Source organism: Streptomyces sp. NPDC050658 (assembly GCF_044457025.1).
GTDB lineage: Bacteria > Actinomycetota > Actinomycetes > Streptomycetales > Streptomycetaceae > Streptomyces.
In genome coordinates this window covers 367,590-394,392 of the sequence record NZ_JBITGM010000006.1, presented here as the reverse complement: position 1 = coordinate 394,392, position 26,803 = coordinate 367,590, and the positions used below count along the sequence as shown (strand labels likewise).

At 70.8% G+C, this 26,803-nt stretch carries 21 protein-coding genes and 1 tRNA gene; 11 read left to right on the top strand and 11 right to left on the bottom strand.

The features are described from left to right. Position 1 precedes the first annotated feature (1 nt). Complete coding sequence (locus ACIBKX_RS23095) at positions 2-1,726, bottom strand: aldehyde dehydrogenase family protein (RefSeq protein WP_363270172.1); 1,725 nt, start codon at positions 1,724-1,726, stop codon at positions 2-4. 126 nt (positions 1,727-1,852) lie between these two features. Here ACIBKX_RS23095 and ACIBKX_RS23090 point away from each other — a divergent pair, with 126 nt between their 5' ends. After that, complete coding sequence (locus ACIBKX_RS23090) at positions 1,853-2,473, top strand: TetR/AcrR family transcriptional regulator (RefSeq protein WP_363270173.1); 621 nt, start codon at positions 1,853-1,855, stop codon at positions 2,471-2,473. Positions 2,474-2,499: 26 nt separating this feature from the next. Further along, positions 2,500-4,248, top strand: a complete 1,749-nt coding sequence (locus tag ACIBKX_RS23085; protein WP_363270174.1) for an acyl-CoA dehydrogenase family protein — start codon at positions 2,500-2,502, stop codon at positions 4,246-4,248. 22 nt (positions 4,249-4,270) lie between these two features. Here ACIBKX_RS23085 and ACIBKX_RS23080 read toward each other — a convergent pair whose 3' ends face one another. Continuing rightward, entirely contained in the window at positions 4,271-5,542 is a 1,272-nt protein-coding gene (locus ACIBKX_RS23080; RefSeq protein ID WP_363270175.1) for a hypothetical protein, read from the bottom strand. Between the two features lie 146 nt (positions 5,543-5,688). Here ACIBKX_RS23080 and ACIBKX_RS23075 point away from each other — a divergent pair, with 146 nt between their 5' ends. After that, positions 5,689-6,123, top strand: a complete 435-nt coding sequence (locus tag ACIBKX_RS23075) for a hypothetical protein (RefSeq protein WP_363270176.1) — start codon at positions 5,689-5,691, stop codon at positions 6,121-6,123. A 43-nt stretch (positions 6,124-6,166) separates the two neighbouring features. On the opposite strand, the gene ACIBKX_RS23070 is transcribed toward ACIBKX_RS23075, so the two are convergent. Next, positions 6,167-6,237: transfer RNA gene (locus tag ACIBKX_RS23070), tRNA-Gly, on the bottom strand. 538 nt (positions 6,238-6,775) lie between these two features. On the opposite strand from ACIBKX_RS23070, the gene dcd reads away from it, so the two are divergent. Then, positions 6,776-7,351 carry a dCTP deaminase gene (gene dcd / locus ACIBKX_RS23065; RefSeq protein ID WP_121787742.1) on the top strand — a complete coding sequence of 192 codons (576 nt, stop codon included), beginning with the start codon at positions 6,776-6,778 and terminating at the stop codon, positions 7,349-7,351. 23 nt (positions 7,352-7,374) lie between these two features. Further along, positions 7,375-7,872, top strand: a complete 498-nt coding sequence (locus tag ACIBKX_RS23060) for a phosphoribosyltransferase (protein WP_363270502.1) — start codon at positions 7,375-7,377, stop codon at positions 7,870-7,872. An 89-nt stretch (positions 7,873-7,961) separates the two neighbouring features. On the opposite strand, the gene ACIBKX_RS23055 is transcribed toward ACIBKX_RS23060, so the two are convergent. The 8 genes from ACIBKX_RS23055 to ACIBKX_RS23020 form a co-directional block, all read right to left on the bottom strand. Then, on the bottom strand, positions 7,962-8,921 hold the full coding sequence (locus ACIBKX_RS23055) for a Yip1 family protein (RefSeq protein WP_363270177.1): 960 nt from the start codon (positions 8,919-8,921) through the stop codon (positions 7,962-7,964). A 152-nt stretch (positions 8,922-9,073) separates the two neighbouring features. Beyond that, positions 9,074-10,582: an FG-GAP-like repeat-containing protein gene (locus tag ACIBKX_RS23050; RefSeq protein WP_363270178.1), complete on the bottom strand. Its 1,509-nt coding sequence runs from the start codon at positions 10,580-10,582 to the stop codon at positions 9,074-9,076. A gap of 50 nt (positions 10,583-10,632) precedes the next feature. Continuing rightward, positions 10,633-12,081, bottom strand: a complete 1,449-nt coding sequence (locus ACIBKX_RS23045; RefSeq protein WP_363270179.1) for an FG-GAP repeat protein — start codon at positions 12,079-12,081, stop codon at positions 10,633-10,635. A 70-nt stretch (positions 12,082-12,151) separates the two neighbouring features. Beyond that, entirely contained in the window at positions 12,152-13,633 is a 1,482-nt protein-coding gene (locus ACIBKX_RS23040) for an FG-GAP repeat protein (protein ID WP_363270180.1), read from the bottom strand. A gap of 213 nt (positions 13,634-13,846) precedes the next feature. Next, complete coding sequence (locus ACIBKX_RS23035; RefSeq protein ID WP_363270181.1) at positions 13,847-15,319, bottom strand: FG-GAP repeat protein; 1,473 nt, start codon at positions 15,317-15,319, stop codon at positions 13,847-13,849. Between the two features lie 72 nt (positions 15,320-15,391). Further along, complete coding sequence (locus ACIBKX_RS23030; protein ID WP_363270182.1) at positions 15,392-16,777, bottom strand: FG-GAP repeat protein; 1,386 nt, start codon at positions 16,775-16,777, stop codon at positions 15,392-15,394. Between the two features lie 223 nt (positions 16,778-17,000). Continuing rightward, complete coding sequence (locus tag ACIBKX_RS23025; RefSeq protein ID WP_399376010.1) at positions 17,001-18,428, bottom strand: FG-GAP repeat domain-containing protein; 1,428 nt, start codon at positions 18,426-18,428, stop codon at positions 17,001-17,003. 136 nt (positions 18,429-18,564) lie between these two features. Next, a complete protein-coding gene (locus tag ACIBKX_RS23020) occupies positions 18,565-20,847 on the bottom strand; it encodes a (Fe-S)-binding protein (protein ID WP_363270184.1) in 2,283 nt (760 codons plus the stop codon). A gap of 202 nt (positions 20,848-21,049) precedes the next feature. Between ACIBKX_RS23020 and ACIBKX_RS23015 the strand changes: the two genes are divergently transcribed. The 6 genes from ACIBKX_RS23015 to ACIBKX_RS22990 all read left to right on the top strand — a co-directional run bounded on the left by ACIBKX_RS23015 (position 21,050) and on the right by ACIBKX_RS22990 (position 26,728). After that, a complete protein-coding gene (locus tag ACIBKX_RS23015; protein WP_363270185.1) occupies positions 21,050-21,592 on the top strand; it encodes a GNAT family protein in 543 nt (180 codons plus the stop codon). A 206-nt stretch (positions 21,593-21,798) separates the two neighbouring features. Next, positions 21,799-22,359: a DUF1062 domain-containing protein gene (locus ACIBKX_RS23010; RefSeq protein ID WP_363270186.1), complete on the top strand. Its 561-nt coding sequence runs from the start codon at positions 21,799-21,801 to the stop codon at positions 22,357-22,359. 118 nt (positions 22,360-22,477) lie between these two features. Beyond that, on the top strand, positions 22,478-24,349 hold the full coding sequence (gene dnaK / locus ACIBKX_RS23005; protein WP_363270187.1) for a molecular chaperone DnaK: 1,872 nt from the start codon (positions 22,478-22,480) through the stop codon (positions 24,347-24,349). Then, complete coding sequence (gene grpE, locus ACIBKX_RS23000; protein ID WP_363270188.1) at positions 24,349-25,044, top strand: nucleotide exchange factor GrpE; 696 nt, start codon at positions 24,349-24,351, stop codon at positions 25,042-25,044. The genes dnaK and grpE overlap by 1 nt, the downstream gene beginning before the upstream one ends. A gap of 33 nt (positions 25,045-25,077) precedes the next feature. Beyond that, complete coding sequence (gene dnaJ, locus ACIBKX_RS22995; RefSeq protein WP_363270189.1) at positions 25,078-26,277, top strand: molecular chaperone DnaJ; 1,200 nt, start codon at positions 25,078-25,080, stop codon at positions 26,275-26,277. A gap of 1 nt (position 26,278) precedes the next feature. Next, complete coding sequence (locus tag ACIBKX_RS22990; RefSeq protein ID WP_135334684.1) at positions 26,279-26,728, top strand: heat shock protein transcriptional repressor HspR; 450 nt, start codon at positions 26,279-26,281, stop codon at positions 26,726-26,728. Positions 26,729-26,803 lie beyond the last annotated feature (75 nt).

The following is a 26,803-nucleotide window of genomic DNA, read 5'->3' as shown; positions in this document are numbered from 1 at the left end:
CTCACCCGCGCAACGCCGACGCGAAGATCCCCGGCAACCGCGCCGGGTCAGGGGCCGTCGTGTAGGCCGTCAGACGCTCCATCGTCGTACGCCCCGTGCGGCTGGTGACGTAGTACGGCGGGCGCGGTGAGAGCGAGGGCGAGCCGGTGAACAGGCCGCGCGGCGCGGGGGCGAACGGCGCCCGTACCACCGTCTTCTCGACGTCCTCCAGCATGAACGCGTTGTGCACGAACCCGATGCCGCTGCCGATGTCCTGCCGGGTGTGCCCGGGGAAGGCGCCCCACGGGGTGTAGCCGAGCAGGAAGCCGAACGCCGACCAGCAGTTGACACCGAGGGTGCCGTAGCGGAGCGCGGCGACGGCCTTGTCCACCGCCGCCCGGTGCGCGCGCTCGGTCCGGGGGTGGACCAGCAGCGTGGCGCCGAGCGTGCCCGGCAGCCGGTCGTTCGCGAACTCCGTTGCCGCGTCCAGGAATTGGGCAACACCCTTGCCCGGCAGCCGCACCACCCCCAGCGCGCTGGCGAACACCTCGTCCGTGAGCATCGGGTCGTCGACGCCGGTGATGTCCGGGACGAGGAGCCGGCAGGAGGCATCGCCGCCGCCGAGCCGCTCGGCATCGGGGTGGGCGCCGGTCACCGCGTCCAGACGGCGGTCCGCGCCGGGGTAGTAGTCGGCGCGCGGCGGCAGTTCGCGCAGGACGCGGCGGATCTCGGCGAGCAGCCGCTCGGTGCCGGTCCAGTCGCGGGGCAGGATCAGGATCTGGCTGGCGACGCAGTTGTGGCCGGAGTTGTTCATCTTGCTGGTGACGATGTGCTCGGCCTGGAAGCGGAAGTCGGCGGCGCTCCACGCCCCCGGCGTCACGATGCAGGGGCTCACGCCGCCCAACTCGCTCGTGAACGGCTTGGTGTTGAGCGGAGTGTCCGCCGCGCGGCGCCGTGCGGCCTCCTCGTCCGTGCCCCAGACGATGGCGTCGTGGGTGCGTTCGCTGCCGGTGACGTGGATGGTGTCGACGCCGTCGTGCGTGGTGAGGTACGCCCCTTCCGCGGCCCCGCCGTCGGCGAAGCGGACCCAGCCGCGCTCCATGAACTCGGCGAACACCGCCTCGAAGTGCGGGCGGAGATAGGCGTTGACCGGGTTCATCTTGGCGAGGACCACCTGGCCCTCCGCGTACAGCTTGTGCAGGATGTCGAGCGGTGTGATCGACGGTACGTTCCCGGCGCCGAGCACCAGCGCGACGGCCGGCGCACCGGCCCGCCCCCGGTACTCGCCGGCGGCGCGGGTCAGGACCCGCTCCCGTGTGGTGCCGGGCAGCGTCCACACCTGCGCGCTGAAGCCGTTGAGCAGCAGGCGGTCCCAGGGGGTGGCGGGAAAGACGTCGACGACCGTACGTCCGTCGCGCTCGCGCACCGCCTTCTCCGCGACCGGCGGCTGCCCGGCGGCAAGGCGGCGCAGGACGTGCAGATACGCGCCGACGGACTGCGCGAGGGCCCAGGGCGCGGTCGTCCAGTCCTCGGCGGCCCACTCGGAGTCGGCGGCGTAGCCCTTGGCGCGGGCGGCGTCGGCGACCATGCCGTCGGCGGCGGTGGCGATCCGCGGGAGCATCCGCTCCAGCAGGCCGATCCGCTCGGGCAGGGGCGTGGCGGTCCAGGACTCGGCGTGCTCGCGCAGGTCGGCGAGGGCACGGTCGAAGGGGCTGGTGTCGAGATCCGTTTCCGGTGCGGCACTCACGTCGGCAACTCCTGTGACTGTACGAACAGTTGAGACCAGTCTGGAGCAGTTTCCCGGCCGGCGGGGAGTGCCGTAGGTCAGGACCGGCCCCTGGCCGCAACCTCTGAATGATGGTTCACTTCTTACATGGCCTACCGCAAGACCCCCGCCGAAGTCAGCCGCCTCGAAGCCGCCAGGGAGCGCCTGATCAGCTGCGCGACCTCGGTCGTGGCGGAAGTCGGCTGGTCACAGGCTTCCGTCACCGCCGTCGCCGACTCGGCGGGCATCGCGGCCGGCTCCGTCTACCAGCACTTCCCGTCCAAGGCGGCGCTCGCCGTAGAGGTCTTCCGGCGGGCCGCGGGACGCGAGGTGGAGGTGCTCGGCGAGGTGCTGCACGGCCCCGGAACGCCGGTCGAGCGGCTCGTCCGCGGCGTCGACGTCTTCGCCCGCCGCGCCCTGGAGAACCGCGGCCTGGCCTACGCCCTGCTCGCCGCCCCCGCCGAACCGGCGGTCGGCGCCGAGCGCCTGGAGTTCCGCCGCCGCTACCGCGCCCTGTGGGCCGACGTCGTACGCGAGGGCGTCGCCACCGGCCAACTTCCCCCGCAGGACGGCGAGATCACCGCGGCCGCGCTCACCGGAGCGGTGGGCGAGGTCCTCGTCGACCCGCTCGCCGCGCCCGACTCGAAGGCAACCGAGGAACTCCTGGCCGGCCTCACCGCGATGGCCCTGCGGTGCGCGGGCGCCCCGATGCCCGAACCGACCGACTGACCCCACCGTTCCCCGAAGGAGGCCCCATGACCGCGACCGAAGCGACCGGCACCACCGGAACCATTGGCACCACTGCCACCACCGAAACCATCGGCACCACTGCCACCACCGGAACCACCGCCACCACCGCCACCCCCCGCAGCAACCCCACCTCCACAACCCACGAAGTCACCAACCAGACCCCGCCGTTGACGGGTCACGACGCCGCCGACGACCCGGTCCTCCTTGAGGGCGTACGCCGCGAAGGCGCCGCCTGGTACGTCGACGACCTGCACCGGATAGGCCGCCGAGCGGCGAGCGAGGAGGTGCAGCGCTGGGCCGAGGAGGCCAACCGCCACGAGCCGGTGCTGCGCAGCCACGACCGCTACGGCAACCGCGTCGACGAGGTCGACTTCCACCCCGCGTACCACTCCCTCATGGAGGTGGCGATCGGCGAGGGACTCGGCGGCAGCGCCTGGGCCGACGAGCGGCCGGGCGCGCATGTGGCGCGGGCCGCAGGGTTCATGGTGTGGAGCGGCACCGAGGCGGGCCACGGCTGCCCGGTCTCCATGACGTACGCCGTGGTCCCGGCCCTGCGCCACGCCCCCGGCCTGGCGAAGACGTACGAACCGCTGCTCACGAGCCACGTGTACGACCCCGGTCTGCGCGCCCCCGCCGACAAGCGCGGACTGCTCGCGGGGATGGGCATGACGGAGAAGCAGGGCGGCACCGACGTCCGCGCCAACACGACCGCCGCCGCCGAACAGGCCGACGGGACCTGGCGGCTGCGCGGCCACAAGTGGTTCACGAGCGCGCCGATGAACGACCTCTTCCTCGTCCTCGCGCAGGCGCCCGGCGGCCTCTCCTGCTTCCTGGTCCCGCGCGTCCTGCCGGACGGCAGCCGCAACACCTTCCGCATCCAGCGCCTGAAGGACAAGCTCGGCAACCGCTCCAACGCGTCCAGCGAGCCCGAGTTCGACGACACGGTCGCCTGGCTGGTGGGGGACGAGGGCAACGGCGTACGCACGATCATCGAGATGGTCACCATGACCCGCCTCGACTGCGTGCTCGGCTCGGCGTCCGGCACCCGCGCCGCCCTCGCGCAGGCCGCGCACCACGCCAGGCACCGCTCGGTGTTCGGCGCGAAGCTGATCGACCAGCCGCTGATGCGCAACGTCCTGGCCGATCTGAGCCTGGAGTCCGAGGCCGCGACGACGCTCGCCCTGCGCCTGGCGGGCGCCGCCGACCGTGCCCAGCGCGGCGACTCCGGGGAGCGCGCCTTCCTGCGCCTGGCGACGGCCGTCGGCAAGTACTGGGTGTGCAAGCGCCAGCCCATGGCGGTCGCCGAGGCCCTGGAGTGCCTGGGCGGCAACGGCTACGACGAGGCGTCCGGCATGCCCCGCCTCTACCGCGACGCCCCGCTCAACGGAATCTGGGAGGGCTCGGGCAACGTCAACGCCCTCGACATGCTGCGCGCCCTGGCACGCGAACCGGAGTCCCTGGAGGCCTTCCGCGCGGAGATCGAGGCGGCGTCCGGAGCCGACGCCCGCCTGGACGCGGCCTGGCGCGACCTCCGCTCCGAACTGACCCTCACGGAGGACGCCCCCCTCCGCGCCCGCCGGGTCATCGAACGCGCGGCGCTGGTCCTCCAGGCGTCCCTCCTGGTCCGCCACGCACCGCCCGCCGTGGCGGACGCGTTCTGCGCCTCGCGCCTGGCCGGCGACCGGGGCCTGGCCTTCGGGACGCTGCCGCCGGGGGCGGACTTCGCCGGCCTGCTGGACCGCCTGCCGGTGTAGCGGCGACCGGGGCGGAGCACCCTCACCGGCCCTCCGCCCCGACCTCGCCCCCCAGAAACTCCACGACGGCAAGCGCGGCGACGAGACACAGCGCGATACCCACGACGACCCACCCGGTCGGATACGACCACACCAGATAGATGAGCAGTGCTCCCGCCACCAGCACCCACGTGATCCAGCCCCGGTACCGCCGCACGAAGGACCCGACGGGCCCGATCCGCAGCCCCGCCCGATCAGCGGTGGCCCGCACGGCCCCGATGCCGGAACTCCACAGCCCCCGCACCAGCGCGGCCCGCCGCCCGGACCCGGTGAGCCAGGCGGCGAGCGCGACGACGACGCCGAGCGCGACGACCATCCGGACCATGGTGAAGAGAAAGTGCGTCATGGTGTCGTACACGGCGGCGGCAGCGTCCTGAGAGACGCTCGCGGGCAGCCGGTCCAGGTAGATCACCCGGAAGACCCGCAGCCCGATCCCCAGCAACCCGGTGGCGACGGCAACAGCGACAGCCCCGCCGACCAAGGCCCTCCTCTTCCGTACGGAGATGAGGACACCGGCGGCGACAAGGGCGAGGGCGATGACGGGAAGCCAGTTCCCGGCGAGCTGCAGCAGCCGCACATAGGTCTTCGCCTTGCCGATGTTCTCCGACCGGACGAGGGTGAACGAGGCATCGACCGCGGGAATCCGCCCGGCGACAGCCATCCCCTCATCGACGAGCCGCTCCTTGACCCGCTCGACGAGCGGCCCCAGATCCAACGTGACCGCGTCGCCCTCCAACTGGACGGCGCCGCCGCCCTTCCCGGTCAGTGCCTTGTTCACGGCACTGTGGGCCTGCCGATTGGCCTGCTCCCAGATGTTCTCGAAGGCGTCGGAGCCGGCCAGGGCCCGCGCCTTGTCGTGCACGAAACTGCGGACGGCGCCCTCCAAGGAATCCCCCAGCCTGCCAAGGGCCTTCTCAAGCCGGGGCCGGTCCTGGGCGGGCACGTCGGAGAGCAGCGTCGAGAGATCGATACGGGACATGACGGCGTCGGTGGCGCGATCGGCCACGGCGTCCTGCACGTCCGGGTCGGAGGCGAGCGGCGCGACGGTCGCGACGTACCGATCGGTGTCACCGACCTGATCGGCGGCCCAGGAGGCGACGACGGAGAGGGGCGCGAGCAGACACCCGACGACGACGAGAAGACAGGCGACCGCGGACCGCCCCCGATGCCGCGGCGGCTTGTCCCGCTCGGCCCGCTCGGCCTCCAAGGCGGCCAACCGAGCCCTCAGTTCGCGGAGTTCCTCACCCTCGGCCACAGTCGCCTCCTTGTGCTCCCCTCAGGGGACCGTCCGACCAGCACTCCGGCGAGGCGGGCTCGGCCGTCCGGGTGACGGCGGGGCGCCCGGATGCGACACGGGGCGAGGCGTGCGAGGTTCGACGTGAACCGAAAGGCGGCACCTTCATGAAGCGTCTGCTGGCAACCGGCATGCTCTGCGCGGCTCTGGCTCTCTCCGTCACCTCGTGCTCGGACGATGACGACGACTCGCCCAGGGAAGAAGCCACGGAGGCGGCGGCCGACCTGTGCTCGGACCTCTCGGAACTGAAGGCCGACAACACAAAACTCCGGGACCTCGACCCGGCGTCGGCCACGAAGGAACAGATCAAGGACGCCCACGAGGATGTTCAGGACGGCTGGGACGACGTAAAGAACGACCTGGGCAAACTCGACTCGGCAAAGAAGGAAGCCCTGACGAACGCGGCGGACGACCTGAAGAAGGCGTACGACGACCTGCCGGACGACACGACGGGCAAGGACGCCCTGAACCAGCTGCAGCCACAGATCAAGAAGCTGGACGAAACGCTCGCCGCGGCATCGACAGACCTCAAGTGCCCCTGACACCAAAGAACCCCCGGGTCCAGGACCCAGGGGTTCGATCAAGAGCGGGTGACGAGAATCGAACTCGCACTCTCAGCTTGGGAAGCTGATGTTCTACCACTAAACTACACCCGCGTAAGACGCCGCCCCGAGGCGGTGTCGTAATGCCGCACACTCTACCTCATGCCGGGCCCCGGGTGGTTTCTCCCTGGGGCCTGTGTGGCGTCCGGGGCGTGGATGGCGCTGCGGGGCGCGGGAGTTGGGGCGTACCGTGAGGGATCGGAGTGCCGCCTGGAGGGGCGCCCCTTTCGTCCCGTAATGTGGCCTTTCGTCGTCAGCTCGCGTACGAGCACCGCGGGTACGCGGTGCGCGGAGCTGCTAGCTCAACTACGGCTTTGGGGAAGGGACTCGAGGACTTGATGGAGCGCACCGTCGTCCGTTGTGCCGAAGGGCACGTGTTCAGCACCGCTTCGTTCCCGATGCAGAAGGCCGACCGGCTCGGGCCCGGCCGTCTCATCCGATGTCCACGATGTGCACGGCTGCGGCATGCCGTGCCCGTCGCGGCGCAGAAGCGGTAGCGGGGCGCGGCCGGGGACGGTCGCGGACGGCAGCAGTGAGGCGCGCGGGTACGTCCGATTGGGGCGGGCCCGCGCGCTCTGCGTATCCTCGGTGCGTGCTTCTCTCAGACAAGGACATCCGGGCCGAGATCGACGCCGGACGGGTGCGGATCGATCCGTACGACGAATCCATGGTGCAGCCCTCCAGCATCGATGTGCGGCTCGACCGCTACTTTCGGGTGTTCGAGAATCACCGCTATCCACACATCGACCCCTCCGTCGAGCAGGCCGACCTGACGCGGCTCGTGGAGCCCGAGGGCGACGAGCCGTTCATCCTGCACCCGGGTGAGTTCGTGCTCGCCTCGACGTATGAGGTCATCAGCCTGCCGGACGACCTCGCCAGTCGGCTCGAGGGGAAGTCCAGCCTCGGGCGGCTCGGGCTCGTCACGCACTCCACCGCCGGGTTCATCGACCCCGGGTTCAGCGGGCACGTGACCCTGGAGCTGTCGAACCTCGCCACCCTGCCGATCAAGCTCTGGCCGGGGATGAAGATCGGGCAGCTGTGCATGTTCCGGCTGACCTCGCCCGCCGAGTCGCCCTACGGGTCTGAGCGGTACGGGTCTCGTTATCAGGGCCAGCGCGGGCCGACCGCCTCCCGGTCCTTCCTCAATTTCCATCGGACGCAGGTGTGAGCAGCAGTATGAGCAGCAGTGGTGTGAGTGGCGTGCGGGAGAACCTGACCTACGAGAAGTTCGGTGGTGCCGTGCGCGAGCTCGCGCAGACCATCGCCGATGACGGGTACCAGCCGGACGTCGTCCTCTCCATCGCCCGTGGTGGCGTCTTCGTCGCCGGCGGGCTCGCCTACGCGCTCGACTGCAAGAACATCCATCTGGTGAACGTGGAGTTCTATACGGGGGTGGGGACCACGCTCGAAATGCCGGTCATGCTCGCGCCCGTCCCCAACGCCATCGACTTCACCGACAAGAAGGTGCTCATCGCCGACGACGTCGCCGACACCGGGAAGACGCTGAAGCTCGTACACGACTTCTGCCTGGACCACGTGGCCGAGGTGCGGTCCGCCGTGATCTATGAGAAGTCGCACTCGCTGGTGAAGTGCGAGTACGTCTGGAAGCGCACCGACGAGTGGATCAACTTCCCGTGGAGCGTCGAGCCGCCCGTCGTTAAGCGGGCGGGTCAGGTGCTCGACGCCTGACGGTCGTCTCAGTACGCAGCAGGGCCCCGGTGGACTGTCGTCCGCTGGGGCCCTTCCTTGTGCGTCTGGCTCTGTCTCTGTGTCTGCCGCTAGAACGTGCCCAGCTTGATGATCGCCAGGATCGCCAGGAGCTGGATCGACGCCGCGCCCAGTGCCTTCGGCCACGGCAGGTCGTGGGACTTGCTCACCATCAGCGTGAGCAGGCCGCCCGCCGCCAACCAGGTCACCCAGCCGAGCAGCTGGACGAAGGGCTGGCCGCCGCCCAGGAACATCGCCACGATCACGCGGGGCGCGTCCGTGATCGACATGATCAGCATGGAGAGGCCGACCGTCGGCTGCCAGGCGCCGTCGCCGCCTAGCTGGCGGGCCAGGGTGTGGGTGACCACGCCGAGCACGAAGGTGCTGATCGTGATCGCGATGCCTGTCATCAGGGCGTACGGGACCGCCGACGAGATCGTGGCGTTGATCGCGTCCTCACGGGCCGCGTCGAAGCCGAAGATCGCGAGCAGGCCGTAGATGAAGGTGACGATCAGGGCCGGGGCCCACATCGCGTAGTCCCGCATCTGGAGGAAGGTCGGGCCGGGGCGCAGCACGATGCCGCGCAGCAGGTCCTTCCAGTGCAGGCGGGGGCCCATGGGCGGGGCGCTCGCCTGGCCCGCGCGGTAGGTGTCACCCTGCGTGTACGGGTCCTCGCCGATGGAGAAGGCCTGGGTGTGACCGGGGTTGTTCGCGGCGTACGGGTCGTAGCCGCCGTGTCCCCCCTGGCCGCCCTGGCCCCCGTGTCCGGGGTCACCCGGCCCGCCGAAGTACTCCGGCTCCCCGTGGTTGCCGCCGCCCGCCTGCGGCCACTGCTGCCCGCCGTACCCGCCAGGGCCTCCTGGGCCCCGGCCGTACTGCTGCTGAGGGCCCGGAGGCGCCTGCGGATAGCCGTACAGCGGCTGCTGGCCCTGGGGGGCCTGCTGCCCGTACGGCTCCTGCCGCGGTCGTTGTTGCGGTCGCGCTTGCGGGGCGCGGTTGTCCCGGCCGCGTCCGATCCTGAATCCAGCCACGAATCGAACGTACCTGGTCTGAAGGGGCGCGGTCGTCCCTCCTCGGGAGGAGAGCGGGTTTGCCGCCGACCTGTGACAACCCTTAGGGGATCCCGGAGGGGACAGCCACAGGCCGGCCGGTGCTGCCGGGGCTCGGCGGTGCCGCCGTTGCTTCAGCGGCGCAGCACCGCCCCGTACGCCAGCGGGTCCGAAGAGGACGGCAGGCCAAGGGAGTTCGGGGTGACGACCGAGCCGCCGGGGACCGCGCCGGGCAGGTTCCAGACGCCGCCGGCCGAGGCGTTCTCGCCGGGCGCGGCCACGGACAGGTCCGGTACGCCGTCCCCGTTGTGGTCGGCGGTGGCGAGCGCGGCGCCGAAGGTGTCGCTGGCCTCGGCGGCGCCCAGGACGTCGGGGGTGTTCTGCTGGAACGCGGCGGCGCGGGCGGTGCCGTCCGTGCCGAGGATGCCCTGCGCGCCGCCCTTGAGGACGGTGACGCTGCCGGCGCGTGCCGCGCTGCCGATGGCCTCGCCGGGGGCGCCCGCGATCAGGTCGTCCTTGCCGTCGCCGTCGACGTCCGACGCGGTGAGCGCGTTGCCGAAGTCGTCACCCGTCTCGGCGACACCGGGAACACCCGGGGTGTCCTGGTTGAGGGTCTGCCCCTCCCATACGAGGCCGTTGCCGTCCCCGTAGTGGATGTGGATGCCGCCGCCCTTGGCGAACCCTTCCGGGCCGCAGGGGTCGTCGATGTTCTCGTCGGCGATCTCGCGGCAGTTGCCGAGGGCGAGGTCGTCGTGGCCGTCGCCGTTGAAGTCGCCCGCGGCGAGCGCGTTGGCGGCGCTGTTGTCACTGCTCCAGGTCAGGCCGAAGCGGTACTCGTCCTTGAAGTACTTGAAGAGCTGGACGTGCGACTGGGTGTAGGGCTGGTTCTGCGTGTAGAAGGCGACGGCCAGTTCGGGGCGGCCGTCGGAGTCGAAGTCGCCGGTGGTCATGACGGGCGCGCGCCCGCCCATGCGGTCACCCATCAGCGTCTCGGTCCGGGCGACGAGCGGATGCGCGTTGTAGACGACCTTGTCCTTGCCCCCGATGGCCAGGTCGACGTCCGTGTCACCGGTGAAGTCGGCGGCGACCAGCGCGTTTCCGTACGCGGCGCCCGCCACGTCGCCGCGGGCCGCGGTGTTGGCCGTGGCGAAGCCGTCGCCGGTGCCGTAGAGAACGGTCACGGAGCCCGCGTCGGCGTTGGTGTCGATGTCCTCGCCCGGAGCTCCGATGACGAGATCGGCGTAGTTGTCGTCATCGATGTACGCGGTGGTGACGGCGCCCCCGAACCGGTCACCGGCCTCGGGGGTGCCGGGCACCTCGACGGTGGCCTGAGTGATCCGCCGCACCCCGTGCGGCCCGGGCCCGTTCTCGCCACCGAAGACGACGCTGACGTAACCGGCCTTGGCCTTGCCGTCGACGCTGCCCGCGGGCACCCCGACGGCGAGGTCCGCGTACCCGTCGCCGTTGAAGTCGCTGGCGAGGGGGGCGGGGTCGGCGGCGACGGCGGTGGTCGCGAGGGGGAGGGCGAGGCCGGTGGCGGCCAGGGCCGTGGCCACGGCGAGGGCGAGGGGGCGGGGGCGGGGGCGGGGGCGGGAATGGTCGCGGTTGCGGTCGCGGTTGCGGTCGCGGTTGTGTGCGGGCATGAAGGGCTCCAACTCGTCGTGGGTGTCAGGGGGCGAGCTCGTCGTGGGTGTCAGGGGGCGAGGACGGCCTCGGCCCAGTTCGTGTCGCTCGACGTCGGCAGGCCCACCGAGCCGGCCATGATGCTCGATGAGGCGGCCGTGCTCGGGCCCGTGGACGTGCCCTTGAAGGACCAGATGCCGCCCGTGTCACGGGTGGCGCCGGGAGCGTTCTCGCCGGGGGCACCGACGACCAGCTCCGGCCTGCCGTCCTTGGTGAGGTCGGCGAGGCGGACGGTGCTGCCGAAGAGGTCCGTGCGCTCGGCGGTGCCGGGGACGCCGGACGTGTCCTGGGTGATGCTGTAGGCGCCGGCCCCGGTGGGCCCGGACCGGCTGCCCGGGACGATCACGACACTGCCCGCTCGTTGCGCCGAGCCCAGGGATTCGCCCGGCGTACCGACGGCGATGTCGCCGTATCCGTCGCCGTCGACGTCCGTGACGCTCACGTCCGCGCCGAAGGAGTCCCCGGCCTCGGACGCTCCGGGCACTCCGGGTGTCGACTGGTTGACCAGGAGGGGCGCGGTGCCGGCGTCGATGCCCGATGCGCTGCCGAGCCATACGGCGATCTGGCCGCCCTCGTGTCCGGTGCCCGGCTGCGGTGTCCCGTCGATGGTCGTGTCGGAGCTGTCGCCGACCACCAGGTCGCCGTAACCGTCGCCGTTGACGTCGCCGATGGCGGCGTTGTCGCCGTCGTGGGAGAGCGGCGGTTCGTAGGCGCTCCCCGACCTGTTGATGTAGACGCCGCCGCTCGGGAGGTCGCCGAGGCCCACGGAGATCTCCACCTCGTCGGCCGTCGAGTCGCCGTCGAGGTCCCCGGTCGTGAGCTTCGCGGCCGAAGGCCCCATGACTCGCCGGGACTTGGCGGCGGGCTTCCCGGTCCGGGTGACGGGCGCCCTGAACGTCCAGACGGAGCATCCGCCCGCGACCCGGACGTCCGCGGTCGGGTACGGCGTCTTTCCGACGGCCGCCACATCCGTGCCGAAGGCACAGCCGGTGGCGTTCGAACCGTGGGTGGTGGGCAGGTTGGCCCCGCCGGTCAGGCCGGATGCCGAACCCCAGATGACGGTGGCGGTGCCCCGGTTGGCCACCCCGTCCACGTCTTCGCCGGGGGCTCCGATGACCAGGTCCGCGTATCCGTCGAGGTCCAGATCGGCGGAGGAAATCGACTCACCGAACCTGTCACCCGTCTCAGGGGTACCGGGAACTCCCGTGGTGGCCTGCGAGATCAGCTTGCGCTTGGCCGCCGACGGTGCGGACGACGAGCCGTAGAGGACCACGACGGAGCCCGCTGCCTCGTGCCCCGAGACGGTGGCCGACGGGGCGGCCACCACGAGGTCCCGGTAGCCGTCGCCGTTGAAGTCGTCGGCGTATCGGGCGGGGGCGGCCGTGGCTGTTGTGGTGGGCAGGACGAGCAGGCCGGTGGTCGTCAGGGACGCGGCCAGGATGAAGGTGCGGATGCGCACGGGAGCTCCGGGAGGGGAGCCGGGCCCGCATCGGGGGGAACGTGCGGGCCCGGCGGCTTGGTGGGGTGCGTCAGTCGGCGAAGTTGGCGCCCAGGCGCGGAGTGCCCGTTGCCGAGATGCCTGCCGTTGAGGTGTAGATGCCGGATGAGCCCGAGAGGGTGCCGTCGGCGTTCGAGGTCAGGGCGTAGACCGCGCCGTTGGCGCCGTTCTCGCCCAGCGCGCCGATCGCGACGTCTCCGCGGCCGTCCCCGTTCAGGTCGTCGATGTGGACGTCCGAGCCGAAGTAGTCGTTCGCCTCATTGGAGTTGGGGACTCCCGGAGTGTCCTGGCTGAGCAGTACCGCTCCCTTGGTGGAGAGGCCCGAGCCGTCCGCCGCGCCGTAGATGAGCGTCGCCGAACCCGCGTCTGCCACGCCGTCCAGGTCCTCGCCGGGGGAGCTGACGACGAGGTCCAGGTGGCCGTCGCCGTTGATGTCGCCCAGGTCCAGTTCCCCGCCGAACTCGTCGCCGTTCTCGCCCGCGCCCGGAACGCCCTCCGTGTCCTGGGTGATGGCCTGGCTGGGGCCGTACGGGCCGTTGGCGTTGCCCTCGATGACGTACACCGTGCCGCCCTTGTTGGCGCCCGAGATGCCCTCGTCCCAGGTCAGGCCGACGATGATGTCGCCGTAGCCGTCGCCGTTCGTGTCGCCCACGTCCGTGATGAAGCCGGCGGGCAGGCGCTGGACGCCGGTCGTGGTGATGCCGTTCGCGCTGCCGGGGAGCCAGAGGTTGGCGTTGTAGCCGTCGCCCGACGAATAGCCGTCGACGATCAGGTCGTCCCTGCCGTCGCCGTTGACGTCGCCCGAGTGAAGGTTGAAGGGGCCCGCGCCCTCGCCGCCGAGGATGGGCGGCAGGACCGTGTAGTGGTCGCCGGGGGTGCCGGCGCGGGTGATGCCGCCGTCGAAGAGGTCGAGGGTGGCGGCGGAGCCCGCGCCCACGGCGAGGTCGTCCTTGCCGTCGCCGTCGAAGTCGCCCGCCTCGATGGGGCCGCCGAACCCGTCGTGCTTGGTGGGGCGCGGGTCCGCGAGCGTGCTGCCGCCGGACAGGCCGTTCGGCGAGCCCCACAGGATCTGTACGGTGCCGCCGTCCACGTCGGTGCCGACGTCCTCGCCGTTGGCTCCTACCGCGAGGTCGTCGTAGCCGTCGCGGTCGAAGTCTCCGTACGCGGTGTCCGCGCCGAAGATGTCGCCCTTCTCCGCGGTTCCGGGTACGCCCGCGCTGTTCTGGCTGTAGGTGGTGTGGCGCTGGGTGGTGCCGCCGTACGTGACGACCACCTGGCCCGCCCTGTCCTTGCCGCCGACGTTCGCGTGCGGGGCGGAGGTGGCGAGGTCGGCGACGCCGTCGCCGTTGAAGTCGGCGTCGTCCGGCTGGGTGGCCGCGGGGGCGTCCGCGGCGGTCGCCGTGGTGGCCGTGAGGGTGAGGAGTCCGCCTGTGAGCGCGGCTGCGGTGGCCGTTGCTGCCGCGAGGCGGCTGCGTCTGGAGGGGGTGGAGGGGCGTCGCTTGTGCTTGGGCATCAGGGGGCTCCTGTGGTGAGTGGCTGTGCGTGTCGCGCTCTGTGTGGGTTGTGCGTTGTGCGTTGCGCGTTGTGCGTGTGGGCTATGCGCTGTGGGTTGCGGGCTGCGGGCTGCGGGCTATGCGCTGTGGGTTGCGGGTTGCGGGCTGCGGGCTATGGGTTGCGGGTTGCGGTTGTGCGTTGCGGTTGTGGGTCGGGCGGGGAGCCAGTGCCGCTACCGGGCCAGCACCGACCCGTACCCGCTCGCCCCCGCCAGGCCCAGCTTCCCCGGAGTCACCGACGTCACCGCCGGGTTGGGGCCCTCCTTGGGGGTGGGCGCGTACCAGACGCCGCCCGAGGCTGCGTCCTCGCCCGGTGCGCCCACGGCGACATCCGGGTACGCGTCGCCGTTGTAGTCGCCGGCGGCCACCGCCGCGCCGAGGCGGTCGCCCGCCTCCGCCGTGCCAGCCACACCCGCGGAGTTCTGGCTGTAGGCCGGGCCTACCAGGGACTTGCCCGTGCCGGCCGAGGCGAGGACCCAGTACGTGCCCGCGCCCGCCGCCGTGCCCACCGCCTCCGCGTCGCCGCCCACGACCAGTTCGTCGATGCCGTCACGGTCGAGGTTGGCCACCGCGAGGGAGACGCCGAAGTTGTCGCCGGACTCGGGGTTGCCGCCGACCTCGGGCGAACCCTGCGTCGTGCAGGCGGTGCCGCCGCCGAGCGCGGTGCCCTGCTTGCCGTAGACCGTGAGGACCGCGCCGCCGAGCCGGTCCTCGCAGAGGGTGGACTCGGCTTCCGGGTTCGCCGTGACGCCGCCGAGCGCGAGGTCCGCCGTACCGTCCCCGTCGAAGTCACCGGCGGCGACCGAAGTGCCGTGATCCCCCGTGCTCCAGAGGCTCTGCCACTCCCCGGACGCCTTGCTGACGACGCGCGTACCGGAGATCTCCATCCCCTTGTACGACACCGCGAGGTCGTCCTTGCCGTCCCCGTCGAAGTCGCCGGAGGCGTACGCGCGCGGGCCGCCGAAGTGGTGGTTCTCGACCATCGCGGGTGAGGTGTCCGAAGCCGCGGTGATCGGGCCGGGGCGCATCATCGTCGACGTGCCCTCCTCGCCGGCGATGGGGAAGACGAGGTCCTGCTCGCCGTCCCCGTTGTAGTCGCCCGTGGTGAGTACGCCGCCGATCCTGGAGTCCTCGGCGCCGCCCTTGGCCGCCGTGATGCCGCCCTTGGTGAAGCCGCCGGCCCCGCCCCACAGCACGGAGATGGTGCCGACGTCCGGGGTGTCGTCGATGGCCTCGCCGGGAGCGGAGGCGATCAGGTCGCTGTAGCCGTCGCCGTTCAGGTCGGCGGAGTGGACGGCCGTGCCGAAGCGGTCGTTGCCCTCGACCGTGCCGGGGACGCCAGCCGTGCCCTGGCCGACGTTGACCGAGCCGTGCTTGCCGAGGCCGGAGGCGCCGCCCCAGACGACGTTCACGTAACCGGCCTTGGCCTTGCCGCCGACCGTCGCGCCCGGCACGCCGACCGCCAGGTCCACGTATCCGTCGCCGTTGTAGTCGGCCTTGAGCTTCGAGGGCCCGGCGGCGGACGCGCCGCCCGCCGTCAGGCCGGTGACGCCGAGGGCGGTGGCGGCGCAGAGGGCGGCCGCGGTGAGGATCCTGGTTCGCGTGGGGCGGCGGTGCGGGTGCTGCTGCCTGGCCGTTGCGGGCATGGGGCTCTTCTCCAACTCACTTATGTATAGCGATGGTTGAGGTGGGGGCTTGCTTCGGGTCTGCCGCCAGGATCAGCGCAACGTCCGCCCGAACGCCGTGCCCGTCCCGCCGACCCCGAAGTCCGACCCGTTGAACGACGTCGCGTACGACGACGTCAGCCCCGTCGACACGCCCCGCAGCGACCACACCGCCCCGACGTCCGCCGTCGTCCCGATGTCCTCGCCGGTCGCACCGGTCGCCAGGTCCGCCTTGCCGTTCTTGTTGATGTCCTTGAGGCGTACGGACGTACCGAAGCCGTCGCCCGGCTCCGCGACGCCGGGTACGCCCGCCGTCTCCTGGTGCCAGGACTGGCCCGAAGTGAAGCTGCCCGCCGACGACTTGAGCAGGACGACGCTGCCGGTCCCGGTCACCGTGCCGACCGTCTCGCCGGGCGCGCCCACCGCGAGGTCGGGGAAGCCGTCGCCCGTCACGTCGCCGAGGGCCACGGACGCGCCGAAGCCGTCGCCCGCCTCGCCCGCGCCCGGTACGCCCGCGCTGTCCTGGTCGTACGTCACCGGAGCGGCCATCGCGCGGTCGCCGCCGAGCCGGACGCTGACCGAACCGCCCTTGCCCGCGCGGGAGTTGCCGGTGATCAGGTCGTCGTAACCGTCACCGTTCACGTCGCCCGCGGTGGCCGCGTCGCGCGTCGCCGTCGGGTCGTCGCCCTCGCCGAGGACCTCGGCCTGATAGCCGTAGTCGCCGAAGCCGCCGTTCATGTGCGCGGTGTAGGCGCCGCCGTCCGCGCGCTCGCCGAACAGGACGAGGCCGGTGCCTTCCTTGGTCTTGAACTTGCCCGCGAGCATGCCGTCGAGGCGGGCGCCCTCGGGGATGAAGTCGACCTCGAGGCCGTGTACGCGGCCGTCCTCGCCGTAGCTGGAGTAGTACCACCAGTTGTCGCCGCTGATCACGGTCAGCTGGGGCGCGCCGTCGCCGTCGAAGTCGGTCCAGGCCGCCGCCTCGCCGTAGCGTCCGGTGCTGTCGGCCGGGGAGTTGAGGACGCGGCCGCCCGCGGTGAAGCCGCCCTGGCCTCCCCAGAGGATGGTGATGGAACCGGAGGGCCTGCCCTCCACCTTCTCGCCGGGGGCGCCGACGATCAGGTCCGCGTAGCCGTCCCTGTTCACGTCGCCGCTGGTGACGCTCTCGCCGAACTCGTCCTCGGGCTCGGTGACTCCGGGCACCTGGATCGAGTTCTGGGTGAGCGTGTCCGCGCGGTTCCCGGCGAGGCCGTCCGCCGAACCGAAGGTCACCGTCACGGAGTTGCTGCCGGGGTTGCCGATCGCGAGGTCGCGGTAGCCGTCGCCGTTGTAGTCGTCCTTGAGCGTGGACGCGGCGGTTGCCGTCCCGGCGAGCGGCAGCGTGAGCCCTGCTGCGGCGAGGGCCGCGACGCTCGCGGCAATGGCCAGGTTTCGTACGCGCACGTGGGACTCCCGGGAGTGGGGAAATGCTTCCGGGGATGTGACGGACGAGGCGTACGAATGGTTGTGCGAGAGAAGCGTGAAGGTGACGTCCGGGTGAACCGGGCGGGCGCCGGGAGCTGGTCAACTCCCTGACGGGCCGCGCGTCGGGAGCCGGGCGAGCCCGTACCCCAACTCCCCGACCAGCCGCCCGCCGCCCGCCGCCCGCCGCTGGCCCCCCTCGCCCCTACGAACCCACGAACTCCCCCGTAGAGAACGTCAGCTGCGGTTTCCGCGCGACCAAGTCGCCCCGTACGCCCGGATATACGCCCACCGTGTCCGCCCCGTCCCCGCGATACGTGCGCAGGACGAGATCCGCCCGCTTGTCCCCGTCGAAGTCCGCGACGGCGAGCACCTGCGTCGTGCCCTTGTCCGAACCCTTCGCCGAGGGAATCACCGTCGCCGACGCGTTCGCGTCGAGGCCCGACGCGCGCCCCCGGAAGACCCGCACCTCACCCGCGCCGCCACCGCTCCCGCTGCCGCCACCGCTCATCACCAGCTCGCTGAGGCCGTCGCCGTCGAGGTCGCCCGCGTCCACCGAGACCCGCCGCGCCTCCATCGTGTCCCGCTGGGTGCCCGGCACGTCGTAGCGGAGGGCGACGCCGGACGGGCCCGCGATCGCCGCGTCCGTCCCCTTGCCCTTGCCGAACCGCCCGAACGCGACGTCCGTACCGGCGGGGAAGAGCACCCCGGTCTCCGCGGGACCCTTCGGGCCGCCCAGGACGAGCGCGGAGGCGGCCGCGCCCGACGCGCCGGCGGCCTTCCGGACGAGGACGTCGTCGTAACCGTCGGAGTCGACGTCCGTGGCCTCGCCCGTGACGAGGTCGTTGCCCGGAGCGGTCAGCGGCTTCCCGGCGGCGCGCGCGGCGCCGCTGCGCTTGAAGGGACCCCGCAGGAAGCTGATCCGCGCGCCGCTCGCGTGCAGCACGAGGTCGTTCGCGCCGTCCCCGTCGAAGTCGCCGCAGACCGGCTGGTCGGACCAGTCGTTGCCGATCCGCGCCTGCGCGGGCACCTTCACCTTCACGGCCTTGCCGGTCAGGCCCTTGGGCGAGCCGAAGAGGATCTGCAGCGGCACGGGCGGCTGGCCCAGGCCGTCGTAGGGCGGATCGGTGGAGACGAGCAGATCGGTGAAGCCGTCCTTGTCGAGGTCGCAGGACGCCTCCGACTCGAACGCGGCGGGCAGCTCGCCCTTGGTCCGCGCCCCGTTCTCCCGCGCGCTCAGCAACTGCCGCGCGCCGGGCCGCAGTCCGCGCCGGGTGCCGTAGACGACGCCGATGCCCGCGTCGTCGCCGTGGCCGCTGTGCACGAGATCGTCGAGTACGAGGTCGGGGGCGCCGTCCCCGTTGAAGTCGTCGGCGACACGGCTGCCGTCGCCGCGGGGTACGGGCAGGCGCGCGGACGCCTCGCCCTTGTCGGCCATGCTGACCGGACGGTGCCCGGCGGCGTCGCCGTCACCGTCGCTGCCGCAGCCCGCGAGCAGCAGGGCGCAGCCGAGGGCGGCGGCGGTGAGCCGTATCCGGGCGGTGCAGGTGCCGCGTGTACCGCTGCGGCTCTCGCGTATACCGCCGGGTCTGTCGCCACATCTGTCGCCACGTCCGTCGCCACGCATGCCCACCATCACCCTGACCTCGACCGCCCCTTGAAACCCCTGCGACACAACAACCTGCACATGATGCTCCCCTTCCGCCAGGACGCAACAGGCCGGTCCCGCCCACAAGGGCGGAACCGGCCTGAAGCGCTGGTGTCAGGGACTACTTCACCGGCTCGGGCTCCGGCTCGTCCGCGGTCTCGGCCTCGCCGGCCGGGTCCACTGGGGTCTTGACGGACTCAAGCAGCAGCTGCGCGACGTCGACGACCTGGATGGACTCCTTGGCCTTGCCGTCGTTCTTCTTGCCGTTGACCGAGTCGGTCAGCATGACGAGACAGAACGGGCAGGCCGTGGAGACGATGTCCGGGTTGGTGGACAGCGCCTCGTCGACTCGCTCGTCGTTGATACGCTTGCCGATCCGCTCCTCCATCCACATCCGCGCGCCACCGGCGCCACAGCAGAAGCCGCGCTCCTTGTGGCGGTGCATCTCCTCGTTCCTGAGGCCCGGGACCTTGCCGATGATCTCGCGCGGCGGCGTGTAGATCTTGTTGTGGCGGCCCAGGTAGCAGGGGTCGTGGTACGTGATGATGCCCTCGACCGGCGTGACGGGGAGCAGCTTGCCCTCGTCCACGAGGTGCTGGAGCAGCTGCGTGTGGTGGATGACCTCGTAGTCGCCGCCGAGCTGCGGGTACTCGTTGCCGATGGTGTTGAGGCAGTGCGGGCAGGTGGCGACGATCTTCTTCGCCGTCTTCGGCTTGGCCGACTCGGGCGTGACCTTGCCGTCGTCGTCGAGCTCCTCGCCGAACGCCATGTTCAGCGCCATGACGTTCTCCTGGCCGAGCTGCTGGAACAGCGGCTCGTTGCCGAGGCGGCGGGCGGAGTCACCGGTGCACTTCTCGTCGCCGCCCATGATCGCGAACTTGACGCCCGCGATGTTGAGCAGCTCGGCGAAGGCCTTCGTCGTCTTCTTGGCGCGGTCTTCGAGCGCGCCCGCGCAGCCGACCCAGTAGAGGTACTCGACCTCGGTGAGGTCCTCGATGTCCTTGCCGACGACCGGCACCTCGAAGTCGAGCTCCTTGAGCCACTCCAGGCGCTGCTTCTTCGCCAGGCCCCAGGGGTTGCCCTTCTTCTCCAGGTTCTTGAGCATCGTGCCCGCCTCGGACGGGAACGCGGACTCGATCATCACCTGGTAGCGGCGCATGTCGACGATGTGGTCGATGTGCTCGATGTCCACCGGGCACTGCTCGACGCAGGCGCCGCAGGAGGTGCAGGACCACAGGACGTCGGGGTCGATGACGCCGTTCTCTTCGGCGGTGCCGATGAGGGGGCGCTCGGCCTCCGCGATGGCGGCCGCGGGCACGTCCTTGAGCTGCTCCTCGGTGGCCTTCTCGTTGCCCTCCATGTCCTTGCCGCCGCCGGCGAGCAGGTAGGGGGCCTTGGCGTGCGCGTGGTCCCGGAGGGACATGATCAGCAGCTTCGGGGAGAGCGGCTTGCCGGTGTTCCAGGCGGGGCACTGCGACTGGCAGCGGCCGCACTCCGTACACGTACTGAAGTCGAGCAGGCCCTTCCAGGAGAACTGCTCGATCTGGCTGACGCCGAACACGGCGTCCTCGGCCGGGTCCTCCCAGTCGATCGGCTTGCCGCCGGACGTCATGGGCTGCAGCTCGCCGAGGGTGGTGGAGCCGTCCGCGTCGCGCTTGAACCAGATGTTGGGGAAGGCGAGGAAGCGGTGCCAGGCCACGCCCATGTCGGTCTTCAGGGCGACCGTGATCATCCAGATGAAGGAGGTCGCGATCTTCAGGCCCGCGAAGAAGTACGTGAGGTTCTGCAGCGTGGAGAGGTCGAGCCCGTCGAGGAGCGAGACCACCGGGTACGAGATGAAGAACGACGCCTCGTAGCTGTCCACGTGGTGCTGGGCGCCCTCAAGGGCGTGCAGCATGAAGATGCAGACGCCGACGACGAGGATGACGGTCTCGACGAAGTACGCCTGGCCGGTGTTGGAGCCCGCGAAGCGGGACTTGCGGCCCGGCTTGTCGGGGCGGCTCAGCTGCCGTACGACGATCAGGGTGAGGATGCCGAGCACGGTCATCGTGCCCATGAACTCGACGTAGATGTTGTACGGCGCCCATTCGCCGATGATCGGCAGCAGCCAGTCGGCCTGGAAGAGCTGGCCGATGGCGTTGACGATCGTGAGCAGCAGCGTCAGGAAGCCCACCGCCACGAACCAGTGCGCGACACCGACGATGCCCCAGCGGTTCATGCGGGTGTGGCCGAGGAACTCCTTGGCCACGGTGACGGTGCGCTGCACGGGCTGATCGGTGCGGGTGCCCGCGGGCACGTTCTGGCCGAGCCGCATGAACTGGTAGATCTGCACGATGGCACGGCCGAACAGCGCGACGCCGACCGCGATTAGGACCAGCGACACGATGATCGCGGCGAGTTGCATTTGGGGGCTCCTCGGGCCTGCGAGGCGAACTATTACTAAGCGGTAACTTATGCAGTCCGTCTGAGACTACCCACTTACTCCGCCGCACTGTAGCCAGCGTGGCGGTGATCTGCGTCGCTCAGGCAACCCTTGCCGCGTCGGGGCCCTCTCGGGGCCGCCTATTTGGTTGCCGCAGGTCGGGCCGGTCGGATAGGAAGCCCACATGCTGACGGGCAACACGGTCGGGCTGCGCGCCCGGCACGATGAGGACATACCGGTCCTGCGGACCGAGCTCTACGACGACGTGGTCAACGGATCGCGGGCCGAGGGCGGGCCCTGGCGGCCGATCACGCCCGGCTCGAAGGACCCGCGGCTCTTCGTGGACGACACCAACCAGGGCAGCGTCCCCTTCTCCGTGGTGGAGCTGGACGGCGGCACGCTGGTCGGCACCGCGACCCTGTGGGGCATCGACAACCACAACCGCACCGCCCACATCGGCCTGGGCCTGCTGCCCTCCGCCCGCGGCAAGGGTTACGGCACCGACGTGGTCGCCGTGCTGTGTCACTACGGCTTTGTCGTACGCGGCCTGCAACGGCTGCAGATCGAGACGCTGGCGGACAACCACGGGATGCTGCGCTCCGCCGAGCGCAACGGCTTCGTCCGCGAGGGCGTACTGCGCTCCTCCGCCTGGGTGCTCGGCGAATTCATGGACGAGGTGCTGCTCGGCCTCCTCGCCGAGGAGTGGAAGGCCGCCCCGAAGGGATAGCGGGGCCCGTGGGGCGCTCGAAAACCTGTGGCGTCGCGCCGCCGGGCGCCCCTACCGTGCTGCCGGACCGAGTCGTCTAGGCAAGGACGTGCCGTTGTACACCGCGTGAGACCTCCCGAGAGCTGATCTGTCGCGCGTCGCGCCCTGTGCGCCGCGCTCCTTTTTGCTGCTTTTCTGCGGATTTCTCACAGAACCGGTGTACTTCTGTGCTCACCACCTGGGTGGTCATACCCACCTGCCTTCCTCTTGTCCTTCGCCGCTGCCACAGCTGCGCCTCCGGGCGCTTCCGGGCCGACGGCAAGTTCCGCGTCAACGCCAATCACCGGCTCCTCGACGCCTGGCTCCTCGCCCTCTGCGTCTCCTGCGGGGACACCACCAAGCTCACGGTCTGGGAGCGGGCCAACGTCCGCTCCGTACGGCCCGAAATCCTCGACCGGATGCACGGCAACGATCCCGCTCTGGCGGCCGAGCTGCTCCAGGATCCGGTCGTACGCCGCCGCAATCGCATCGCCCTCGACTGGACGGGCGCGTGGCGCCTGGACACCGGCGGATCGGCCCCGTACCAACCGGACCGTGACGGTGCGGCCATGGACGTGTCAGTCCGTTTCGAAGCCCGGATTCCCGTCCGCCCGGTGCGGCTGATCGCCGAGGGCTGCGGCCTCTCGCGGGCCGGGACCGAGCGGCTGATCGCGGAGGGAAAGCTCGTCTCGGCGGCGCGGCTGAGCGGCCGGATCTCCGGGGACTTCACCTTCACGCTGAAGCGCTAGTTGCGCGTAAGGGCGAGATAAGAGTTGAGTCGCCCAGACTCAGCTCTGTTGACTCCGGGAAACCTCTCGTGCATCCTTGAGCCAGATCCACTCAAGTAGTACCTCTGGAGGAATCGAAATGGCACGTGCGGTCGGCATCGACCTGGGCACGACTAACTCTGTCGTCAGCGTTCTTGAAGGCGGCGAGCCCACCGTCATCACCAACGCCGAGGGCGCCAGGACCACGCCGTCCGTCGTCGCCTTCGCGAAGAACGGCGAGGTGCTGGTCGGCGAGGTCGCCAAGCGCCAGGCGGTCACCAACGTCGACAGGACCATCCGGTCGGTCAAGCGCCACATGGGCACCGACTGGAAGGTGGACATCGACGACAAGGGCTTCAACCCGCAGCAGATCTCCGCGTTCATCCTGCAGAAGCTGAAGCGCGACGCCGAGGCGTACCTGGGCGAGAAGGTGGCCGACGCGGTCATCACCGTCCCGGCGTACTTCAACGACTCGGAGCGCCAGGCCACCAAGGAGGCCGGTGAGATCGCGGGTCTGAACGTCCTGCGCATCGTCAACGAGCCGACGGCCGCCGCCCTGGCGTACGGCCTCGACAAGGACGACCAGACGATCCTCGTCTTCGACCTCGGTGGCGGCACCTTCGACGTGTCCCTCCTGGAGATCGGCGACGGCGTCGTCGAGGTGAAGGCCACCAACGGCGACAACCACCTCGGTGGTGACGACTGGGACCAGCGCGTCGTCGACTACCTGGTCAAGCAGTTCCTCAACGGCCACGGCGTGGACCTCTCCAAGGACAAGATGGCGCTCCAGCGCCTGCGCGAGGCGGCCGAGAAGGCCAAGATCGAGCTGTCCTCCTCCACGGAGACCACGATCAACCTGCCCTACATCACGGCCTCCGCCGAGGGCCCGCTGCACCTGGACGAGAAGCTCACGCGCGCCCAGTTCCAGCAGCTCACGTCCGACCTCCTGGAGCGCTGCAAGACGCCGTTCCACAACGTCATCAAGGACGCGGGCATCCAGCTCTCCGAGATCGACCACGTCGTTCTCGTCGGTGGCTCGACCCGTATGCCCGCCGTCGCCGAGCTCGTCAAGGAGCTGACCGGCGGTCAGGACGCCAACAAGGGCGTCAACCCGGACGAGGTCGTCGCCATCGGCGCCGCCCTCCAGGCCGGTGTCCTCAAGGGTGAGGTCAAGGACGTCCTGCTCCTCGACGTGACCCCGCTGTCCCTCGGCATCGAGACCAAGGGCGGCATCATGACCAAGCTCATCGAGCGCAACACGACCATCCCGACCAAGCGGTCGGAGATCTTCACGACGGCCGAGGACAACCAGCCGTCCGTGCAGATCCAGGTCTACCAGGGCGAGCGCGAGATCGCGGCGTACAACAAGAAGCTCGGGATGTTCGAGCTGACCGGTCTGCCGCCGGCCCCGCGCGGTGTCCCGCAGATCGAGGTCGCCTTCGACATCGACGCCAACGGCATCATGCACGTGACCGCGAAGGACCTCGGCACGGGCAAGGAGCAGAAGATGACCGTCACCGGCGGCTCCTCGCTGCCGAAGGACGAGGTCGACCGCATGCGCCAGGAGGCCGAGCAGTACGCGGACGAGGACCACAAGCGCCGCGAGGCCGCCGAGTCCCGCAACCAGGGCGAGCAGCTCGTCTACCAGACGGAGAAGTTCCTCGCGGACAACGCGGACAAGGTTCCGGGTGACGTGAAGACCGAGGTCGAGTCGGCCGTCGAAGAGCTGAAGGAGAAGCTCAAGGGCGAGGACTCGGCGGAGATCCGCACGGCCACCGAGAAGGTCGCGGCCGTCTCCCAGAAGCTGGGCCAGGCCATGTACGCGGACGCGCAGGCCGCGCAGGGTGCCGAGGGCGCGGCCCCGGGTGCCGAGGGCGCCGAGGCCCCGAACATGTCCAAGGACGACGACGTGGTCGACGCCGAGATCGTCGACGACGAGAAGCCCGGTGACGCGAAGGGCGGCGCCGCCTGATGACCGAGGAGACCCCGGGCTTCGGCGAGAACGCCGAGGAGTCCGACGTCCCCTCCGGCGCCACCCCTGATGACGCGGCGCCGAAGGCCGCCGAGCCCTCCACCGAGGAGGGCCCGGCGGCCCCGGCCGGGGACGCAGCACGCAAGACGTCCGCCCAGGACGTGGGCCTGACCGCCCAGCTGGACCAGGTGCGCACCGCGCTCAACGAGCGCACCGCGGACCTCCAGCGGCTCCAGGCCGAGTACCAGAACTACCGCCGCCGGGTGGAGCGGGACAAGGTGACGGTCAAGGAGATCGCCGCGGCGAACCTCCTGTCCGAGCTCCTCCCGACCCTCGACGACATCGGCCGCGCTCGCGAACACGGCGAGCTGGTCGGCGGCTTCAAGTCGGTGGCCGAGTCGATGGAGACCGTCGTCGCCAAGCTGGGCCTCCAGCAGTTCGGCAAGGAGGGCGAGCCCTTCGACCCGACGATCCACGAGGCCCTGATGCACTCGTACGCGCCGGACGTCACCGAGACGACCTGCGTGGCGATCCTGCAGCCGGGTTACCGGATCGGCGAGCGCACCATCCGCCCCGCGCGGGTGGCCGTCGCCGAGCCGCAGCCGGGCGCGCAGACGGTCAAGGGCGAGTCCGAGGCCGCGGAATCCGCCGACGTGGCGGAGGACAAGGAGACCGGTGGCCCTGACGAGGGCTGACGGCAACGACATGAGTGAGGAGGGACGTCGGGGATGAGCACCAAGGACTTCATCGAGAAGGACTACTACAAGGTCCTCGGCGTCCCCAAGGACGCCACCGAGGCCGAGATCAAGAAGGCGTACCGGAAGCTCGCCCGCGAGAACCACCCGGACGCCAACAAGGGCAACGCCAAGGCGGAGGAGCGCTTCAAGGAGATCTCCGAGGCGAACGACGTCCTCGGGGACCCCAAGAAGCGCAAGGAGTACGACGAGGCGCGTGCTCTCTTCGGCAACGGCGGATTCAGGGCCGGTCCTGGAGCGGGCGGCGGCGGTTCGTTCAACTTCGACCTGGGCGACCTCTTCGGAGGCGGCGCCCAGGGCGGCGGTGGAGCGGGCGCCGGCGGCGGCTTCGGGGGCGGTCTCGGTGACGTCTTCGGGGGCCTGTTCAACCGGGGCGGCGCGGGTGCTGGGACCGGCACGCGTACGCAGCCCAGGCGCGGCCAGGACATCGAGTCCGAGGTCACGCTGAGCTTCACGGAGGCGGTGGACGGCGCGACGGTGCCGCTCCGGATGTCCTCCCAGGCGCCCTGCAAGGCGTGTTCCGGCACCGGCGACAAGAACGGCAACCCGCGGGTCTGCCCGACCTGCGTCGGCACCGGTCAGGTCTCGCGGGGCGGCGGCGGTGGCTTCTCGCTCACCGACCCGTGCGTCGACTGCAAGGGCCGTGGGCTCATCGCCCAGGACCCCTGCGACGTCTGCAAGGGCTCGGGCCGCGCGAAGTCGTCCCGCACGATGCAGGTGCGCATTCCCGCGGGCGTCAGCGACGGCCAGCGGATCAGGCTGCGCGGCAAGGGCGGTCCCGGTGAACGGGGCGGCCCGGCGGGCGACTTGTACGTCGTCGTCCATGTCGACGCCCACCCGGTCTTCGGCCGCAAGGGCGACAACCTGACGGTGACGGTTCCGGTGACGTTCGCCGAGGCGGCACTGGGCGGCGAGGTCAAGGTCCCCACCCTTGGCGGCCCCGCCGTGACACTGAAACTGCCGCCGGGCACGCCCAACGGCCGTACGATGCGGGCGCGGGGCAAGGGCGCGGTCCGCAAGGACGGCTCGCGGGGCGACTTGCTGGTGACGGTGGAGGTGTCGGTTCCGACGTCTCTGACCGACTCGGCGAAGGAAGCCCTGGAGTCCTACCGCAAGGCGACTGCGGACGACGATCCGCGGGCAGAACTGTTCCAGGCCGCGAAGGGAGCATGAGATGGACGGCCGCCGTCGAAATCCCTACCAGCTGACCGACGAGACGCCGGTATACGTCATCTCGGTCGCTGCCCAGCTGAGCGGGCTGCATCCGCAGACCCTGCGTCAGTACGACCGCCTCGGCCTGGTCTCGCCCGACCGCACGGCGGGCCGGGGCCGGCGCTACTCCGCCCGCGACATCGAACTGCTGCGTACGGTGCAGCAGTTGTCGCAGGAGGAGGGCATCAACCTCGCGGGCATCAAGCGCATCATCGAGCTGGAGAACCAGGTCGCGGCGCTGCAGTCCCGAGTCGCGGAGCTCTCCGCGGCCGTGGAGGGAGCCGCCGTCGCGATGCAGCAACGTGAGGCGGCGGTGCATGCCTCGTACCGTCGCGATCTCGTTCCGTACCAGGACGTGCAGCAGGCGAGCGCGTTGGTGGTGTGGCGGCCGAAGAGGTCGCCGGAGCAGTAGTTCTTGACGCACGTGACGAAGGGGCCGGGAGGTGGGAACCTCCCGGCCCCTTCGTGCGTTGCGGTGGTCGACCTG